The 17,354-nt window shown below is 72.9% G+C and carries 12 protein-coding genes; 4 read left to right on the plus strand and 8 right to left on the minus strand.

Annotated elements, in window-relative coordinates; all coding sequences use genetic code 11:
• Positions 1-2: 2 nt before the first annotated feature.
• Positions 3-2,180, minus strand: a complete 2,178-nt coding sequence (locus tag Acy02nite_RS27055; protein WP_203745467.1) for a glycosyltransferase — start codon at positions 2,178-2,180, stop codon at positions 3-5.
• A 96-nt stretch (positions 2,181-2,276) separates the two neighbouring features.
• Between Acy02nite_RS27055 and Acy02nite_RS27060 the strand changes: the two genes are divergently transcribed.
• On the plus strand, positions 2,277-4,463 hold the full coding sequence (locus tag Acy02nite_RS27060; RefSeq protein ID WP_203745469.1) for a glycosyltransferase: 2,187 nt from the start codon (positions 2,277-2,279) through the stop codon (positions 4,461-4,463).
• Between the two features lie 476 nt (positions 4,464-4,939).
• Positions 4,940-5,425, plus strand: coding sequence for a CAP domain-containing protein (locus tag Acy02nite_RS27065; protein WP_203745471.1), 486 nt, complete (start codon positions 4,940-4,942; stop codon positions 5,423-5,425).
• 62 nt (positions 5,426-5,487) lie between these two features.
• Here the strand turns inward: Acy02nite_RS27065 and Acy02nite_RS27070 are convergent, their stop codons facing one another.
• From Acy02nite_RS27070 to ftsY, 7 genes are all read right to left on the minus strand, one after another.
• The gene (locus Acy02nite_RS27070; RefSeq protein WP_203745473.1) at positions 5,488-6,531 is read right to left on the minus strand and encodes an O-methyltransferase; all 1,044 of its coding nucleotides are present in this window, start codon (positions 6,529-6,531) and stop codon (positions 5,488-5,490) included.
• Between the two features lie 64 nt (positions 6,532-6,595).
• On the minus strand, positions 6,596-8,755 hold the full coding sequence (locus Acy02nite_RS27075) for a glycosyltransferase family 2 protein (protein ID WP_203745475.1): 2,160 nt from the start codon (positions 8,753-8,755) through the stop codon (positions 6,596-6,598).
• Positions 8,756-8,786: 31 nt separating this feature from the next.
• Positions 8,787-11,060 carry a [protein-PII] uridylyltransferase gene (locus tag Acy02nite_RS27080; protein WP_203745480.1) on the minus strand — a complete coding sequence of 758 codons (2,274 nt, stop codon included), beginning with the start codon at positions 11,058-11,060 and terminating at the stop codon, positions 8,787-8,789.
• A gap of 4 nt (positions 11,061-11,064) precedes the next feature.
• Positions 11,065-11,403 carry a P-II family nitrogen regulator gene (locus Acy02nite_RS27085; protein ID WP_203745482.1) on the minus strand — a complete coding sequence of 113 codons (339 nt, stop codon included), beginning with the start codon at positions 11,401-11,403 and terminating at the stop codon, positions 11,065-11,067.
• 35 nt (positions 11,404-11,438) lie between these two features.
• Positions 11,439-12,863, minus strand: coding sequence for an ammonium transporter (locus Acy02nite_RS27090; RefSeq protein WP_275407302.1), 1,425 nt, complete (start codon positions 12,861-12,863; stop codon positions 11,439-11,441).
• Between the two features lie 133 nt (positions 12,864-12,996).
• Positions 12,997-13,794 carry an aminoglycoside phosphotransferase family protein gene (locus tag Acy02nite_RS27095; protein ID WP_122980938.1) on the minus strand — a complete coding sequence of 266 codons (798 nt, stop codon included), beginning with the start codon at positions 13,792-13,794 and terminating at the stop codon, positions 12,997-12,999.
• Between the two features lie 41 nt (positions 13,795-13,835).
• Positions 13,836-14,981, minus strand: coding sequence for a signal recognition particle-docking protein FtsY (ftsY, locus tag Acy02nite_RS27100; RefSeq protein ID WP_203745484.1), 1,146 nt, complete (start codon positions 14,979-14,981; stop codon positions 13,836-13,838).
• A gap of 122 nt (positions 14,982-15,103) precedes the next feature.
• Between ftsY and Acy02nite_RS27105 the strand changes: the two genes are divergently transcribed.
• Both Acy02nite_RS27105 and Acy02nite_RS27110 read left to right on the plus strand, forming a co-directional pair.
• Positions 15,104-16,786, plus strand: coding sequence for an alkaline phosphatase D family protein (locus Acy02nite_RS27105; protein WP_203745486.1), 1,683 nt, complete (start codon positions 15,104-15,106; stop codon positions 16,784-16,786).
• A gap of 42 nt (positions 16,787-16,828) precedes the next feature.
• Positions 16,829-17,353, plus strand: coding sequence for a DinB family protein (locus Acy02nite_RS27110; RefSeq protein ID WP_203745488.1), 525 nt, complete (start codon positions 16,829-16,831; stop codon positions 17,351-17,353).
• Position 17,354: the final 1 nt, after the last annotated feature.

Consider the following 17,354-nt stretch of genomic DNA (forward strand, 5'->3'; position numbering starts at 1 on the left):
AGTCACGCTCCGCTTCGTACGTTCTCCGCGGCCAGCCCCGCCAGCCAGCGCGCCGCGGCCTCCGCGCCGTTGCCGAACCCGAGCTCGGCGCAGCGCCGGGCCAGTTGTTCCCGCACCCGCGGCCGGACCGCCTCGCTCAGCACCCGTTCCAGCTCGTCGCTCTCCGGATCCTCGACACAGAGCGCCGCGCCGGCCGCCGCCGCGAACCGGGCCCGGCCGAGCTGGTCGTCGAGCAGGGTCTCCCGGTTCGGCACGAAGACCGCCGGCACCCCGAAGGCGAGCAGCTCATGGAAGGAGTTGTAGCCGGACGCGCTGACCACCAGGTCCAGCCCGTGCAGATACCGGCTGATCGGGTACACCTTGACCACCTCGGTCCCGGGCACCGGCGGGAACGGCTCGGTCGCGATCATCGACTCGGCGAGCAGCACCTGGAACCCGGCCTCGCGCAGGCGTGCCGCGATCCGGCCGACCGGTGACGCGATGTCGTTGATGTTGCCCGCCCCGAGCTGCAGCAACGCGGCCGGGCGGTCCTGCGCCAGGCCGAGCGCGGCCCGGGCTTGCGCCGGCTCGACCAGGTCGTCGCGGTCCAGCAGCATGATCGGCTCGACCGTGTGCACCCCGGCCCGGTCCGCCACGGTCGGGCCCTGATCGGCCTCGGCCGCGAACTCGCCGGGCTCCAGGATGCCGTCGAAGGCCGGGCCCCTGGCGATCCACTCGGCACCGGTGCCGCGCCGCCACATCGGCCGGCGCACCCAGACCCAGGTGACGTCCGGGCGGGCCACGGCGGCGGCCACGATGCCGTCGTGCGGGACGCTGTCGACCGCCACGACGGCCGGGCGGTGCAGGTCGACCAGGTGCTCCAGGCGCGACTGCAGGAAGGCGGACCAGCGCTGTCTCGCCGTCCCGAGCACGGCCCGCGACGGCAGGTACTCGGTGAGGAAACCCTCGCGATGGGCGACCGAGGCGCCGTACGACTGGGTGGCGATCACCGCGGGATGCGCCTGCGGCAGCCGGCGTCCGATCGCCATCAGCCGGGACAGGTGCCCCAGGCCGGCGCCGTTGTCGCTGAGCATCAGCACCGGCCGGACCCGCGGCGCCGGGTCACCGTGCCGGGCCGGGCCGGGGGCGCGGTGCGCGGCCGGGCGCGCGCCGGCGCCCCGCTCGGCGAGCCGGGCCAGATGCGAGGCCGGACCGTAGCGGGCCGCCACGAACTCGCGCGCCCGGGCGGCCACCTCCCGGTACCGTTCGTGATCCGCCCACAAGCCGCGGACCAGCGGTTCCACGCCGGCCGGGGTGGAGTAGAGCGCGGCGTCGCCGAAGACCGGCCGGAAGTGCTCACCGATGATCGCCGGCACCCCGGCCGCCATGGCCTCCAGGATCGTCCGGCCGAACGCCTCGACCAGGTCCGGGTCGTGGAAGTAGACGAAGAAGTCGATGCCGTGCAGGAAGTCCAGCGGCGTCTGAGCGCCGAACGGGAGCACCTCCCAGTTCGCCGGGCGCCGCCCCAGCAGGCGGGTGGCGATCTCGCCGCCGCCCAGCACCCGGACCCGCAGGTCGGGCCGGTCCGGGTAGGCCAGCAGCAACTCGTCGGCGGTGCGTGGCCACTTCACCGGGTCGGCCCGCCCGTGCCGGCCGATCACCGGCAGCTCGCCGCGCGGGCGGTTCCCGGGCGTCCATTCGGACACGTCGATGGTCTCGTGCCAGTCGGCGGCGCCCAGACCGGGCAGCTGCGCGCGGATCGCGGGACTGATCGGCGCCCACTCGACGTCCGGCCCGAAGTACAGCTCGACCCGGTCCCGCACCTCGGCGAAGTCGTAGTAGCGCCGCGGGTCGGCCGCGTCCCCGGGCGCCTGGTTGACCACCATCACGGTGCGGTCGGCACGGACCCGGGGCACCTCGGCCAGATCCGCCGTGAAGATCCGCGGCTGGCGGATCACCAGCAGGCGGGCGTGCGTCGTGGCGTCCGGCCTGGCCAGCTCGGCCAGCCCGTCGCGGAGCAGGTCGGCGATCCGCGGGCTGAACGGCAGGCCGTCCCGGTTGTGCGGCGACGGCACGTGCACCAGGACCGTGCGCAGGCCCGCCTCGGCCTGGGCGCGCACCTCCGCCGCGATCGCCGCCGAGTTGCCACCCGGATAGCGGAAGTCCGAGAGGATCGCCACGTCATGGACGGTCGCGGTCATGATCGTGCACTCCCGTTCCTCAGGTTTACCCTCGTGGTGCAACGACCCGCGCGGTGATCACGTCACGCCCGGCCGGGGCGGGGCGTTGGGCAGACCATGCGCACCCGACACGCCCCCGGCACGTACGGATCCGCCCTGCTCGACAGGCAGCTGCGCGCCCTGCGCCGCTCGGGGCCGGACGGGCCGGCGAACGCCGCGCTGCGGGCCCGGTCCGCTGACGCGCGGGTGCTGCTGGAGCACGCCGGTGACGACCCGTGGGCGGTCGGCGAGCTGGCCCGGGTGATCGCGTGCCAGGACCTGGAGCCGGAGGACCGGGCCACCGGGCTCGCCCTGCTCGACGATCTGTTGCGCACCCACGGGCCGGACGCGATCGCGCCGGAGCACCAGGGGCTGCACGCCCAGCTCGCCTTCCCCGCAGGGCGGGCCGCCGAGCTGCTCGACCGCTACCCGCGGATCCCCCGGCAGGTGCGGGAGGCGCTCGGCGTGGACCTGGCCGAGCCGTCGCTGTGGCCGGCCCGCTTCAACGAGCTGCTGCCGGGGCCCGGGATCACGATCGCCGACGGGACGGGACCGCGGTTCGAGCGGATCGTGCCCGGGACGGTGGAGCCGGTGGACGGGCCACTGGTGACGACGGTCGTCACGACGTACCGGCCAGGTCCGGCTCTGCCCGTGACGATCCGGTCGCTGATCGCGCAGAGCTGGACCGCGCAGGAGATCCTGATCGTCGACGACGGCTCCGGGGACTCGGCCGTGCTCGACGAGGTGTCCGGGCTCGACCCGCGGATCCGGGTGCTGCGGCTGCCGGTCAACGGCGGGACGTACGTGGCCCGCAACGCCGCCCTCGACGCGGCGACCGGCGAGTTCGTGACCTTCCAGGACTCCGACGACTGGTCGCACCCGCTGCGGCTGGAACGTCAGGTGCGGCCGCTGCTCGCCGACCCGGCGCTGTTCGCGACGACCTCGGCCGGGATGCGGGTGACCGGTGACCTCGTGGTGACCCGGCCCGGGTATCCGTGGCACCGCACGTACAACCTGTCCTCGCTCATGCTGCGGCGGGAGGTGGCCCTGGCGAAGCTCGGGTACCTCGACACCGTCCGCAAGGGAGCGGACGCGGAATACGTCGAGCGCGCCCGGGCGGTCTTCGGGCGGCCCGCCGTGCAGCACCTCGCCGGGGAGACCCTCGCGCTGATCCGGCTCTCCGGCGGGTCGCTGTCGAGCGCCGACCTGGCGGCGGGGTGGATGCACCCGGCCCGGCAGGCGTACCTGTCCGCGTTCCAGGCGTGGCACGCCCGGGTCGCCGCCGGACGGGAGAGCGCCCATCGGCCGCGTACGCCGTCGCAGCGGGTCTTCGCCGCGCCGCGCTGCCTCACGGACTCCTGCGCCCCGTCCTCCTACGACCTGATCGTGGCGGGTGACCTCACCGTCGCGGAGAGCGCCGGGCCGGTTCACGCTCTGCTCGGGTCGCACTTCGCCGTGCTGCACCTCCCGGCGCTCGGCAACGCGGCACGCAACCTCGACCCGGACGTCCAGCACCTGATCAACACCGGCGCGGTCGAGCAGGTCGTGCTGACCGATCAGGTGCACGCGAGACTGCTCGTCGTCCGCGGCCCGGAACCGCTCGCGTTCGCCCCGAGCCTGCCCAGCGGCATCCGCGCCGACCGGGTGGTGATCGAGGAGGAGGCGCCATGGGCCACCGACCGCCTCTTCGGGACCGTGCCGGTGGTCGTCCCACTGCCGCGGACCGCCGATGCCCGCAAGTGGCGGACACTGCGCACCGGGCCGTCCGCCGACCGCCCGATCCTCGGCCGGTTCACCACCGAGGTCCCGGGCGACCTGCTCGGTGTCCTGAAGAACTCGGCCGACTTCGACGTACGCCTCCTGGACCGCACCGCGGTCACGCCGCGGCGTCCCCCGCTGAACTGGCTGGTCTACCAGGAGACGGACGTGTCAGCGCGCTCGTTCCTGCACCAGCTCGACTTCTACGTGGGTCTCGACGACCCGGCCGGCGACCTGCTCCCCGCGCTGGCCGCCGGCTGTGTCCTGCTGCTGCCCCCGGAACGCGCGCCGGAGTTCGGCCCCGCCGCCGTCTACTGCACCGCCGCCGACCTGCACCGGACGGTTCGCCGCCTGCACCGCGCCCCGGCCCGCTGGTCGTCACAGAGCGCCCGGGGCCGCGACTTCGCCCGCCGGCACCCGCACGCCGAATACGCCCGGGCCGTCCTCGACCTGCTGCCCCACCCAGCCCCGATCCCCCACCCCCGCCCAGCCCGCCCCCACCCGTGACCTGATGAGCGCTGAGTCCGCGCGAGGTTCGCGCGGGGCCGGGCATGCGCGGCGGTCACGGTCCCGGCTGGTTCTCATGGGCGTTATGAGGCACGAATAACGCCCATGAGAACCAGCCGAAAGAGGGAGCGCGTCGCTGCCGGGACCACCAGCGGCGTCGCGGACTCCGGGCGGCGGCACTGTGCGGCCGGCTCGAGGGCGTCGATGGGTGTGCTGCTCTGACCGCGACCAGCCACGGACGTCGCCCTGGAGGGTTTCGCGTTGTGGGCCGGCCACGGCCCTGCGAAGCCCGCAAGGGTCCCCGCGGGAGCGACGATCCGGACCACAGCGGACGCAGGACCTGAAGATCTCGAAGTTCCGGCAACCGAGCCGCGACGTATGGACAACCGTCCGACAATCAACCCGGAGCGGGCTCGCGCCGAAGGGAACGGTGAACCTGGCAGTACGCCAGGCGCCGAACTCCGAAAGGGTCCTCCTTGCGCTCGCTGTTCCGTCGCCTCGCCCTGGTCGCCGCTCTCGCCCCCGCCGCCGCTCTCGGGGCGACGCTGTTCGCGACGCCCGCCGAGGCCGCGCCGGTGTCCGAGTCGACGCTGCAGGCCGACATCGTGCGGCTGACCAACGTGCAGCGCGCGGCGCACGGCTGCGGCGCCCTGAAGGTCGACTCGCGGCTGGTCACGGCGGCTCGCGGGCACAGTGCGCACATGGCGCAGACCGGCGCGTTCAGCCACACCGGCAAGGGCGGTTCGAACTTCGTCGCCCGGGAGAAGGCGGCCGGCTACACGAAGCCGTCGGCGGAGAACATCGCGTGGGGCTACCGCTCCGGCAAGGACGTCGTCACCGCGTGGATGAAGAGCCCGGGCCACCGCGCGAACATCCTGAACTGCAAGTCGAAGACGGTCGGCGTCGGCGCGGTCTACAGCAAGGGCGGCGCCCCGTACTACACCCAGGACTTCGGTTACTGACCCCCAATGCCAGAGCGCCCCTGCCGATCCCCCTGCGGCAGGGGCGCTCGCCGTTCCGTGAATCAGCCCCGCGTCTCACCGCTGAGCGAGGCAAGCTCGCCGGCCGCGGCGCGGTTCAGCAGTAGGACGGCGTGCCGGCCGAGCAGTTCGTCCCCGCGGGAGAGTCCGTCGACGTCGGACAGCCAGCGCTGCAGGGCGGCCTGCTCGTCCTTGCGCCCGGCGTCGTCGACGACGATCGTGGCGCGGTCGGCGAGGCGCGGCCCGGTGACCGGCAGGGCGGGGTATCGGCTGTCCGGCCCCACGGCCGCCGGTGGCCCGTCGATCAGCAGGAAGTCGATGTCGTCGAGGTCTTCCAGCACGGCCGGGTCGTACCAGGAGTAGGTCCGGCCGTCGAGGTCGACCGGTGCGAGTGGCGCGTCGCGCACCTCGGCGACCCCGGTCAGCCCGTGCGCGTGGAGCGCCGCCCTGGTCCGGTTGGCGTAGTCCGGGTCGTGGTCGAGCGAGATCAGCCGCCCGCCGTGCTGTTCGAGGACGTAGGCGAGCCAGATCGTCGACGTCCCGCTGCCCAGTTCCAGCACGAGCCGTGGCTTCCCGGTCCGGACCAGGAAGACCAGCTCGAGCAGGTCCGTCGGGTTCAGCGCGTAGTCGCCGGACGACGGCATCGGCGCCCGCGGCGTGAGCCCCTGGAACAGCTGGACGGTCGCCTCCACCTCACGCGGCACGGTGAATCGCAGGTCACGCAGGCCCCGATCGGCGATCCGCTGGACCCGGGCGACGGCGTCGGTCAGTTCGCGGTGCCGGTCCTCGGTGTCGAGGCGTTGCCGTTCGACGGCGGCGACGACCCGGCGCTGGGTCTGGTCGAGCACGACGCGCAGGTCACGGATCTCGCGCCGGTCGGCGCGCAGGCCGAGCAGCCGCAGGTTGACCCGCAGCACCCCGGCGACGGCGAGCGCGAGCAGCAGGGCGAGCAGGCAGACGGCGATCCGGGTGGAGCCGAGCGCGGCGGCCAGGACGGTGCCGGCGACGAGCACCGCGGTGGCCACGACGGCGCCCGTCGTCAGCGGGCCGAGCTGACGCAGCCGCCCGGCGAGTTTCCGAAGAACCATTGACTGTCACCTCCGTGCCGGGTCGCGGTCGCAGGGGGCGACCACACTCCCCTAACGTCGGAGCTCACCGGCCGTTACGTGCGAGCGCCGCTATCCGATTCGCGAACTTCGCCGGGTTGTGCGCGGCGAGGAGTGACGCCCGCCGGGCTGCCGCCGACTCCGGATCCGCCTGCAACCGCCGGATCTCCTCGAGATCCGGGGCCACGACGACGCACCCCATCGCCGTGGCGTCCAGGACCGACCGTGGCGACAAGGACAGGTCCAGGTAGAAGTCGAGTTGCCCGAGGAACTCCAGCGCGTCCACCTCGGACGCCCGGTAGACGAGCCGATCCGCTGGTTGCCGGGGCAGCCGGACCCCATCGGCGACGCGCAGCCGCAGGTCGGACCCGGGCAGCGGACGCAGTTGCCGGCTGTCGGTGATCTCGGCGCCGACGACCGGGACTCCCGTGAGCGCGGAACGCCGTGGCGCCATCACCGGGTCGACAGTGACGGTAGGCAGGTCGAAATCGGTCAGCGGCACACTGTCGACGGCCGCCCGGACGGCCGGGGTCTGCGGGCACCACAGCGGCGTGACCCCGAACAGTCCCGCGTCCAGCCCCTCGCGCACGGCCTCGTCGAGCAGGACCAGGACGGTCCGCGGGACGATGCCCACCTGTTCGGCGGGCGGATGGCGCACCACCTCGGCCTGCCTGACCAGGAGCACGCCGCACTGAACCGGATCGGTCAGCGCGACCTGCCCGATCCGCCCCGCGTTCACCCGGTCCTGGACGGTGTGGTGCACCGGGAGCCGCTTCCGCGACGGCCGGCGCCAGTCCTCCAGGTGCAGGATCGCCACCCGCAGCCCGTGGCGGAGCAGCGCTTCGATCTCGGCGAGCGCGGATCGCTGGGTCTCCCCCGGTGCGCGCCAGTCGGCGGCGACGATCACGTCGTACGCCTCGGCCGGAAGATGATCACAAGCGGACCGCAGGAGATGCGCCGGGGCCGGGAAGGGGCGACCTGATCCGTCTCGCGGCCGGAAGGCGGCCGCCTGGCCGGAGGCGATCCGGCGGTGCCAGGCGAGGTATCCGGAGCGGTAGAGCGCACGGGCCGGGTGGATCCAGTACGGCCGGATCTCGGCACGCGACAGCGACCCGCCGGAGAGCCGGATCAGCGCGAGGTGCTGCGGCAGGTGCTGGACGGCGCGCGCACCGAACGCCGCGATGATCCGGTCGATGTACTCGGAGTCCCCGCCCTTGCGCACGACGTCGAGGTAGCCGGCCGTCCTCAGCACCGGGTCGCGGCGCAGCAGCAGCGCGGACGGGTTGAGCCCGCCACCGCGCAGGCCGAGCCGGGTGAGCGTGAGATCGTCGGTGACCCGGCGCCCGCAGGAGGTCGTGGCCACCAGGCCCGGGTCTCTCAGCAGGGGCGTGACCTGCAGTTCCAGCCGGCGCGGGTGGGACCAGTCGTCCGAGTCCTGGAAGGTGGCGAACTGGCCGCGCGCGGCGTCGAGGCCGGCGTTGCGGGCGGCGTACGTCCCGGCGTTGCGCACCTGCCGCAGCATCCGCACCCGCGGGTCGAGCGCCGCGGCCCGTTCCAGGATCGCGTCGAACTCCGGCGGCGACCCGTCGTCGACGATCAGCACCTCCAGGTGGCGCCACGACTGCGCGAGGATCGACCGGACCGCGGTGAGCAGCCCGGCGCCAGGCCGGTACGCGGTCACCACCACACTGATCAGTTCCGGACGGTCCACCGGCGACACCCGGGCCGTGCACAACCTGTCGAAGGGCGCCCGCCCGGTCCGGCCGTCGAGCCTGACCGCGGGCGACGGCAGCCCGGCCCGGAAGAGTCGCAGCCAGAGCGCGTGCGACCGGCGCCGATGGCGGAACGGGTTGGCCAGGTCGGTGAGGAGCTCCCACCGCACCCGCCGGTCCACGCGGTGCCACGGCGAGCCGGTCAGTTGCGCGTACACCGCTCGCTGCGGCGCGGGCATCGCTCGCGCGCCGAGCAGTTCGAAGAGCGCCAGCGCGTCGGCCCGGTCGTCCGGTGACAGATCCTGCAGAGCGATCAGCTGGGCCAGCGCCGCCAGCGGTTCAACCCTGATCTCGCCGATCGGCTGCCCCGGGCGGGCCCTGGCGAGCAGTTCGCCCAGGCCTCCCGCACCGCCGAGCGCCGCCCGCGCCCACTCGTCGCGCAGGCTCACGGCCCGGTTCCGGACCGCCGCCGCGACGTTCTCCACCCCGTACATCGGGTGGTCCAACGCCCGGGACGGGCTCGGGTTACACCGCCGCGAGCACCGCCCGCTCGACCCGGTCCCGCTCATCCGCCGAGGCCCACGCCCCGACCAGGTAGAACGCGTCGACGACGTCCCCGCCGAGGGTCGAGATGCGGGCCGCCCGGATCTCCGCCCCGGCCTCGTCGAGCGCCGCCGTCACCCGGTAGAGCAGCCCCGGGGAGTCCGCGGCGCGCAGCTCGAGCACCACCGCGTCGGTCGCCGCCGCCCGCTGCCAGATGACCTTGGGCTCGGCCGTGCCGCCGCGGGCGCTCATGGCACGGGCCCGCACCCGCTGGGTGACCGACACGTCCCCGGCCGCCACCCGGCGCAGGTCGGCGGTGAGCGCGACCGGGTCGTACGGCGTCCCGTACCGCGGAGACGTGTAGAACTCCACGATCGCCCGGCCGTCCACCGTCGTGGTGTTCGCCGCGACCACGTCGAGCCGGTGCATGGCCAGGCAGGCGGCCACGCCGGCGAGCAGCCCGCGCCGGTCGGCCGCGGCCACCGACATCTGGTCGCCGTCCAGCTGCACCACCGGCAGCTCGCCGCTGAGCAGCTCGGGGTCGGGCTCGGGGGGCTCCGGCAGCGCGCCGGTGTCCAGCGCCGTACGCACCCGCCGGACCAGCTCGGCCATCAGCCGGCCCTTCCAGTCCGACCAGGCGGCCGGCCCGGTGGCCTGCGAGTCGGCGCGGGCCAGGGCGTGCAGCAGGTCGAGGGTGGCCGGGTCGCCGACCGCCTCGGCGACAGTGGAGATCGTCTTCGGGTCGTCCAGGTCGCGGCGGGTCGCCACGTCGGGCAGCAGCAGGTGCAGCCGGACCATCTTCTCGACCGTCGCCACGTCAGCGGGCGGCAGGCCGATGCGGGCGGCGATGTCGGCGGCGATCGGGGCGCCGACGAGCCTGTGGTCCCCGGGCAGGCCCTTGCCGACGTCGTGCAGGAACGCGCCGATCAGGAGCAGGTCGGGCCGGTCCACCTCGCGGGCGTACCGGGTGGCCTCGTAGGCGGCCTGCACCAGGTGTCGGTCGAGCGTGAACCGGTGGATCGGGTGGTGCTGCGGCAGGCTGCGCATCCGGGCCCATTCCGGCAGCCAGGCGTCGATCAGGCCGTACCGGTCGCAGGTCTCCCAGGCCGGCAGCAGGCCGGGCCCGGCGCCGAGCAGCGAGACCAGCGCGGCGCGGGCGCTCGCCGGCCACGGATGCGGCAGCGGCGGGCAGAACGCCGCCAGCCACTCGCAGGTGGCCCGGGCGATCGGGAGCTGCACGGCGGCGGCCGCGGCGGCCACACGCAGGGAGAGGCTGGGGTCGGCGACCGGGCCGATCGCGGTGCGGGCCAGGACCAGCTCGCCGTCCTGCTCGACGACGTCGCGGGCGATCGGCCGGCGGGCCGGGGCGGGTGGCACGCCGACCGGGCGGCGGCGGTTGCCGCGCAGGCGGTCGACGGTTCGCCAGGCGTCGTCGACGGCGTGCGCGACCGTACGCGCGTCGCCGGAGACCCTCCTGAGCAGCGCGTCCGGGTCCTCGATCTCGAGCAGGCCGGCGACCGCGGCGCGTTCCTGGGCGACCAGACGGTCGACCCGGCGGCCGACGGCGAGGTGCAGGGCGTCCCGGGTGTCCAGCAGCCGCAGCGTGGCGGCGCGCACCGCGGGGCGCATGGTGTCGGCGATCCCGGCGCGACCGATGCCGCGCAGCAGGGTCACGTCACGCAGGCCCCCGGCCGCTTCCTTGAGGTCGCCCTCGAGCAGGAAGGCCAGCTCCCCGTGGGCGGCCCAGCGCGTCTGCGTGAGCTCTTTCAACTGCGGCATCAGCCGTACGGCGGTGCGCCGCCACTGATCACCGGAGGCCGCGACGAGCTCGGCGGAGAGCGTCTCGTCGCCGGCGACGTGGCGCGCGTCGAGCAGGCCGAGCGCGACCTTCACGTCGTCGTGCGCGACCGAGAGCGCCTCGGGCAGCGTGCGCACCGAGTGGTCGAGGCCGAGGCGTGCGTCCCAGATCGGGTACCACAGCGCGGAGGCGATCCGGTCGATCCCGGCCGTGCCGCTGTGCAGCAGCACCAGGTCCAGGTCGCTGTAGGGGGCGCAGTCCCGCCGCCCCAGCCCGCCCACGGCGAGCAGGCTGACGCCGGGCAGGTGGCTCGGGAACAGCTCCCGCAGCCAGACGTCGAGCGCCGCGGCACGTTTGTCGCGTGCCGCGGCGCCGATGTGGTCCCGCAGTTTGTCGAGCGAGCCACCGGCCGACGGCCGAGCGGGCGGGGCCGGGGGCTCACTCAACGGGTTCGCCATGTGCTTACAGCGCGTCCAGGCCGCGCTCGCCGGTCCGGACCCGGATCACGTCGTCGACCGTCGTGACCCAGACCTTCCCGTCACCGATCTTGCCGGTCCGCGAGGCGCTCACCACGGCGTCGACGATCTTCTCGACGTCGAGCTCGTCCGTGATCACCTCGACCTTGATCTTCGGGAGGAACTCGATGGTGTACTCGGCACCCCGGTACACCTCGGTGTGCCCCTTCTGCCGGCCGTATCCCTGCACCTCGCTCACGGTCAGCCCGGCGACGCCCAGGGCGTGCAGAGCCTCCTTCACCGCGTCGAGCTGGTACGGCTTGATGACCGCGGTCACCAGCTTCATGCTCAGTCCTTCCACTTCAGCAGCCATGGGAGAGATTAACCGGGGATCTTCTGGCTGGCGTCCGCCTTGCCGTCAGCGTCCACCGCCTTGGCCGTGCCGAGGCCCGCCAGGGCGAAGGCGCTGCCGCCGCCGGAACCCGCGGCCGGGGTGAAGTCGTAGGCCGACTCGCCGTGGGCGGTGATGTCGATGCCGCCGATCTCCGCCTCCTCGCTGACCCGCAGGAGCTTGAGCGACTTCAGGACCAGGGCGATGACGGCCGCGATGACCAGGGAGTAGACGGTGACCGCGGCGCTGCCGACGAACTGCCGGCCGAGCTGGGTGAAGCCGCCGCCGTAGAAGAGGCCGTCCTTGCCGCCGAGCACGTCGGTGATGGCGCTGTTGGCGGTGTTGGTGGCGAAGAAGCCGATGGACAGCGAGCCGATCCAGCCACCGACGAAGTGCACGCCGACCACGTCGAGCGAGTCGTCGTAGCCCAGCTTGTACTTCAGGCCGACGGCCAGGGCGCACACCACACCGGCGATCAGGCCGAGCACCACGGCCGGCAGCGGGGCGATGAAGCCACAGGCCGGGGTGATGGCGACCAGGCCGGCGACGGCGCCGGAGGAGGCGCCGACCAGGGTGGGCTTGCGGTCCCGGATCCACTCGACGGCGACCCAGCCGACCAGGGCGGCGGCCGTGGCGAGCTGAGTGTTGACGAACGCGACCCCGGTGACGCTGTCGACGGTCAGCTCGGAGCCGGCGTTGAAACCGAACCAGCCGAACCAGAGCAGGCCGGCGCCGAGGGCGACGAACGGGACGTTGTGCGGGCGCATGTTCTCCCGCGGCCAGCCGACCCGCTTGCCGAGCACCAGGATCACCCCGAGTGCGGCCGCGCCGGCGTTGATGTGGACCGCGGTGCCACCGGCGAAGTCGAGCGCGTGCAGCTTGGCGCCGATCCAGCCACCGCCCCAGACCCAGTGCGCGACCGGGACGTAGACCACGGTGAACCAGCCGATGGCGAAGAGCACCCAGCCGCCGAACTTGAGACGGTCCGAGAGCGCGCCGCTGATCAGGGCGACGGTGATGATGGCGAACATCATCTGGAAGGCCATGAAGACGTACACCGGGATCTTGGTGGTGCCCCAGAGGTCACCGGCCCAGCTGATGTCGGTGCCGCCGTACTGGGTGAGGTTGCCGATGATGTTGTTCAGGCTCGCGTTGCCGCTGGCGCCGAAGGAGAGGCTGAAGCCGTAGAGCGCCCACAGCACGGAGATGATCCCGATGCTGGAGAAGCTCATCATCATCATGTTCAGGGTGCCCTTGGACCGGTTGAGGCCACCGTAGAAGAGCGCCAAGCCGGGGGTCATGAGCAAAACGAGCGCAGACGACAGGAGCAACCAGGCGGTATTGCCGGTATCGATCTCCACGCTGCCTCCTCTCGGATTAGGTGTCCTCTCAACACGCGACCGAGGGGGCAGCATCGCCGTGTCGGCCGGTTCGACGCAGACTGTGTCGGCTGGCTGTTTCGAGCACGGTCTACGCGCGATTTCCGGCGCGTCACGGGTTGTTTCCGACGTGTGAAGAAACTCTCACAACGCCATGATCAGCGGAGATTCAGCGGAGTGCGTACTCCAGAGTGTGTCGTTCGTAATCCAGCAGCCGCAGATCACGCATCGGCCGGCGTAAATGGCCTTTGTGCACGATGCGGACGAAAGCCGGGTCGCCCGCGGCCGCCATCCGGCGGATGCCCTCGACGTGGTCGACGATCCGTTTCCTTATGGTGCGCACCAGGCGATGCCGGTCCCGCGGGATCAGCCCGTAGGCGTCGGCGAAGAGCCGCAGCCGGCGCGGCCGGTTCGGCCGCTTCCAGCCCAGCGTGTACGAGTCGCGGTCGCTGAACAGCGGCACCCAGGTCCACGCCGCGTACGCCACGTCGTAGATCCGGGAGCCGGGCGAGGCCAGGTCGAAGTCGATCAGGGCCAGCGTGCCGTCGGGCCGCCAGACCACGTTGTGCGGGGCGGCGTCGTGGTGACAGATCACCTCGGTGTCCGGCGGGGGCGGGCCGAACGAGCGCCAGACCGCGCCCGGCGGGGGCACGAACCCATACTGCGCGTCGTGGAACATCCGCAGCATGGTCGCGACCGTGACCAGCGCCTCCTCGGTCACCCAGTGCGGGGCCAGTGGATATTCGCCGCACTCGCCGTCGAGGTAGGTGAGCACCTCGCGGCCCTTCTCGTCCATGCCCAGCGCACTGGGCGAGCCGGTGAACCCGACCCGCTCCAGATGGTTGAGCAACGCGTGGACGGCGGGCGTCCACGGCCCGGCGTTACGCCGGACCGTGTCGCCGATCCGGGACACCGTGCTGACGTTGCCACCGTGCAGCGGTATCTCGCGCAGCGGCTCCTGCGTCACCCACAGCCTCCCTGATACGTCCGCGTAACGTCCCTGTGAGACTACGCGGTCTCGCCGAGGAGAGCCTCGACGAACGCCGCCGGCTCGAACGGGGCGAGGTCGTCGGGGCCCTCGCCGAGCCCCACCAGCTTGACCGGAATTCCCAGTTTGCGCTGTACGGCGATGACGATGCCCCCCTTCGCGGTGCCGTCGAGCTTGGTGAGCACCACACCCGTGACGTCCACCACCTCGGTGAAGACGCGGGCCTGCTCCAGCCCGTTCTGTCCGGTTGTGGCGTCCAGCACGAGCAGCGTCTCGTCGACCGGGCCGTGCTTCTCCACGACCCGCTTGACCTTGCCCAGCTCGTCCATCAGGCCGACCTTGTTCTGCAGGCGGCCGGCGGTGTCGACCAGGACGGTGTCGATGCCGGTCTCGATGCCGCGCTTGACGGCGTCGAACGCCACGCTCGCCGGGTCGCCGCCCTCGGGGCCGCGGACCGTCTCGGCGCCGACCCGCTCACCCCAGGTGGCCAGCTGCTCGGCGGCCGCGGCCCGGAAGGTGTCGGCCGCGCCGAACAGCACCGTGCGGCCGTCGGCGATCAGCACCCGGCCGATCTTCCCGCAGGTGGTGGTCTTGCCGGCGCCGTTGACGCCGACGACCATGACGACCGCCGGGCGGCCGTCGTGCGGCGTCGTCCGCAGGCTCCGGTCGAGATCCGGCTCGAGCGCCGACACCAGCTCCTCGGCGAGCTGCTCGCGCACCCCGGCCACGGTCCGCGTGCCGAGGATCCGGACGCGCTCCTTGAGCCGCTCGACGATCACCTGGGTGGCTTCGACCCCGACGTCGGCGGTGATCAGGCTGTCCTCGATCTCCTCCCAGTCGTCCTCCTCCAGGTGGTCCCGGGAGAGGACGGTGAGCAGGCCACGACCGAGCGCGCTCTGCGAGCGGGCCAGGCGGGCACGCAGCCGGACCAGGCGGCCGGCGGTGGGCTCCGGGGTCTCGACGACCGGGGGCGCCACCTCCTCCTCGACCTCGGCGACCGGTTCCTCGGCCGGGGCGACCAGGGGCGGGAGCTCTTCCTCGACGGCGGGCACCTGGGGCACCGGCGTCGGCGGAAGCTCCTTGCGGCGCATCCGGGGCACGACGAGCCCGACCGCGCCCACGATCAGGACGACGAGCAGGATCACTGCGGCGACCACGTATTCCATGCCGAAATCCTGACAGATGCGCCGTCCGGCCGTGGCGTGGGCCACGTACTGGCCATTCCTGGCACTCATTGGGAAGTATGTGGGCACCCCCGAGAACCAGCTTGGAAGGCCGGTGCCGTTCAGTGACCGCGCAATTGCTCATCGGACCACTGCTACGCCGGGTCACCGGCGACCGCGCCACCATCTGGGTGGAGACCAGTGCGCCCACCACCGTCCGGGTCGAGGCCGAGGGCGGGGCGTCCGGGTCCGCTCCGACCTTCTGCGCGTACGGGCACCACTACGCCCTGATCGTGGTCAGCGGCCTGGCGCCGGGGTCCTGGCACTCGTACCGGGTGCTGCTCGAGGACCATGAGGTGTGGCCGGTGGCCGGCTCGCCGTACCCGCCGTCGGTGATCCGCACCCGGGCCGCCGACGACGCGGACCAGCCGGTCAGCCTGCTCTTCGGCTCGTGCCGGCAGGCCACCCCGCAGGCCACCGGCCGTCAGCTGCCGCCGGACGCGCTGGACGCGTACGCCCGCCGCCTGATGGCCGATCCGGATCACCGGCCGGACCTGCTGGTGCTGCTCGGTGACCAGGTCTACGCCGACGAGACCTCACACAAGGTGCGCCGCTTCCTGCGCCGCAACCGCCCGGCCGGCCACGACGGCCCGGCCGACCAGGTGATCACGTTCGAGGAGTACACGAAGCTCTACCTGGAGTCGTGGCGGGACCCCGAGGTCCGCTGGCTGTTCTCCACCGTGCCGAGCGTCATGATCTTCGACGACCACGAGATCATCGACGACTGGAACACCTCGGCCTCCTGGCGCGCCGACATGGCCCGCGAGCCCTGGTGGCGGGAGCGGATCTCGGCCGGTCTCGCCTCGTACTGGGTCTACCAGCACCTGGGCAACCTGAGCCCGGACGAGCTGGACGCCGACCCGCTCTACCAGAAGGTGTCAGCCGCCGAGGACGCCACCGACCTGCTGCACGACTTCGGGCTCGGCGTGGACGATCCCGGCTCGGCGGAGAACACCGACCAGCCGTACCAGTGGAGCTTCGCCCTGGATCTGGGCCGCACCCGCCTGGTGGTGCTGGACAACCGCTGCAACCGCGTCCTCACCCCGGGCGCCCGGGCGATGCTGCCGGCCGCCGAGTGGGACTGGTTCATCAGCCAGGCCCACGGCGACTACGACCACCTGGTCGTCGGGTCGTCCCTGCCGTGGCTGATGCCGCCCGCCATCCACCACCTGGAGGCGTGGAACGAGAAGGTGTCCGAGTCCCGCCGCTCGCGGCGCTGGGCCGCGTTCGGGGAGAAGGTGCGGCGCGCGTTCGACCTGGAGCACTGGGCCGCGTTCGGGAAGTCGTTCGACGCGCTCGGCGAGCTGTTCCGGCGCCTCGGCGAGGGTGGCGTGGGCGCGCCCGGGCACCGGGTCGGCGCCGGCGGCGCGTATGCCGCTCCCGCGTCGATCAGCGTGCTCTCCGGGGACGTGCACCACTCGTACGTGGCAAGGGCCGAGTTCGGGCACGCCATGGCCACCCCGGTGATGCAGCTCACCTGCTCGCCGATCCACAACGAGGTGCCGCTGCCGCTGCGGCCGCTGATGCGCGTCGCCTGGCTGCCGCCGGTCACCCGGGCGGTCCGCGGGCTCGCGAAGTCCGCGGGGGCGAGCAAGCCGCTGGTCCGGTGGAAGCGACTGTCCGGGCCGTACTTCGGCAACGCCATCGGGACGCTCTCCCTCGACGGCCGGCACGCACAGGCGCTGATCGAGGGCACCACCAAGGACGGCAGGCTGCACGAGGTGGTGGCGGCCGAGTACCAGCCGTGAAATGCGTGGCGGCGCGAGCGTGGCTGCACCAGGATGACGGCGATGACTACCTGGACCGCGCCCGAGGCGCAACGAGTGACCGAGCCGATGACCGGCGACGAGCGGCCCATGCTGCAGGGCTGGCTCGACTGGCACCGGCAGACGCTGCTGCACAAGTGCGCCGGCCTGACCGCCGAGCAGCTCAGGATCACGGCCGTCGAGCCGTCGAGTCTGAGCCTGCTCGGCCTGGTCCGGCACATGGCCGAGGTGGAGCGCTGGTGGTTCCGCAACCGGGTCTGCCAGGACGCCACCGCCACGGAGATCTACTGCACCGACGACAACTCCGACGGTGACTTCGACGACGTGGCCGGCGCCGACGCCGAGGCGGATTTCGCCACCTTCCACGAGGAGGTCCGGCTCGCCGACGCGGCGGTGGCCGGGCTGCCGCTGGACCACGAGTTCTCCGGCCGCAACGTCCACACGATCAGCCTCCGCTGGGCCTACCTCCACATGATCGAGGAGTACGCCCGGCACAACGGCCACGCCGACCTGCTCCGCGAGCGCATCGACGGCCTGACCGGGGCCTGAC

This window comes from Actinoplanes cyaneus, from assembly GCF_016862095.1.
Lineage (GTDB): Bacteria > Actinomycetota > Actinomycetes > Mycobacteriales > Micromonosporaceae > Actinoplanes > Actinoplanes cyaneus.

Coding starts and splice junctions, on each gene's coding strand:
- Acy02nite_RS27070 (WP_203745473.1), bottom strand. CDS start 6,531: ATGGTTCTTCGGAAACTCGCCGGGCGGCTGCGTCAGCTCGGCCCGCTG.
- Acy02nite_RS27055 (WP_203745467.1), bottom strand. CDS start 2,180: ATGACCGCGACCGTCCATGACGTGGCGATCCTCTCGGACTTCCGCTAT.
- Acy02nite_RS27060 (WP_203745469.1), top strand. CDS start 2,277: ATGCGCACCCGACACGCCCCCGGCACGTACGGATCCGCCCTGCTCGAC.
- Acy02nite_RS27080 (WP_203745480.1), bottom strand. CDS start 11,060: ATGGCGAACCCGTTGAGTGAGCCCCCGGCCCCGCCCGCTCGGCCGTCG.
- ftsY (WP_203745484.1), bottom strand. CDS start 14,981: ATGGAATACGTGGTCGCCGCAGTGATCCTGCTCGTCGTCCTGATCGTG.
- Acy02nite_RS27090 (WP_275407302.1), bottom strand. CDS start 12,863: ATGCTGCCCCCTCGGTCGCGTGTTGAGAGGACACCTAATCCGAGAGGA.
- Acy02nite_RS27085 (WP_203745482.1), bottom strand. CDS start 11,403: ATGAAGCTGGTGACCGCGGTCATCAAGCCGTACCAGCTCGACGCGGTG.
- Acy02nite_RS27075 (WP_203745475.1), bottom strand. CDS start 8,755: ATGTACGGGGTGGAGAACGTCGCGGCGGCGGTCCGGAACCGGGCCGTG.
- Acy02nite_RS27110 (WP_203745488.1), top strand. CDS start 16,829: ATGACTACCTGGACCGCGCCCGAGGCGCAACGAGTGACCGAGCCGATG.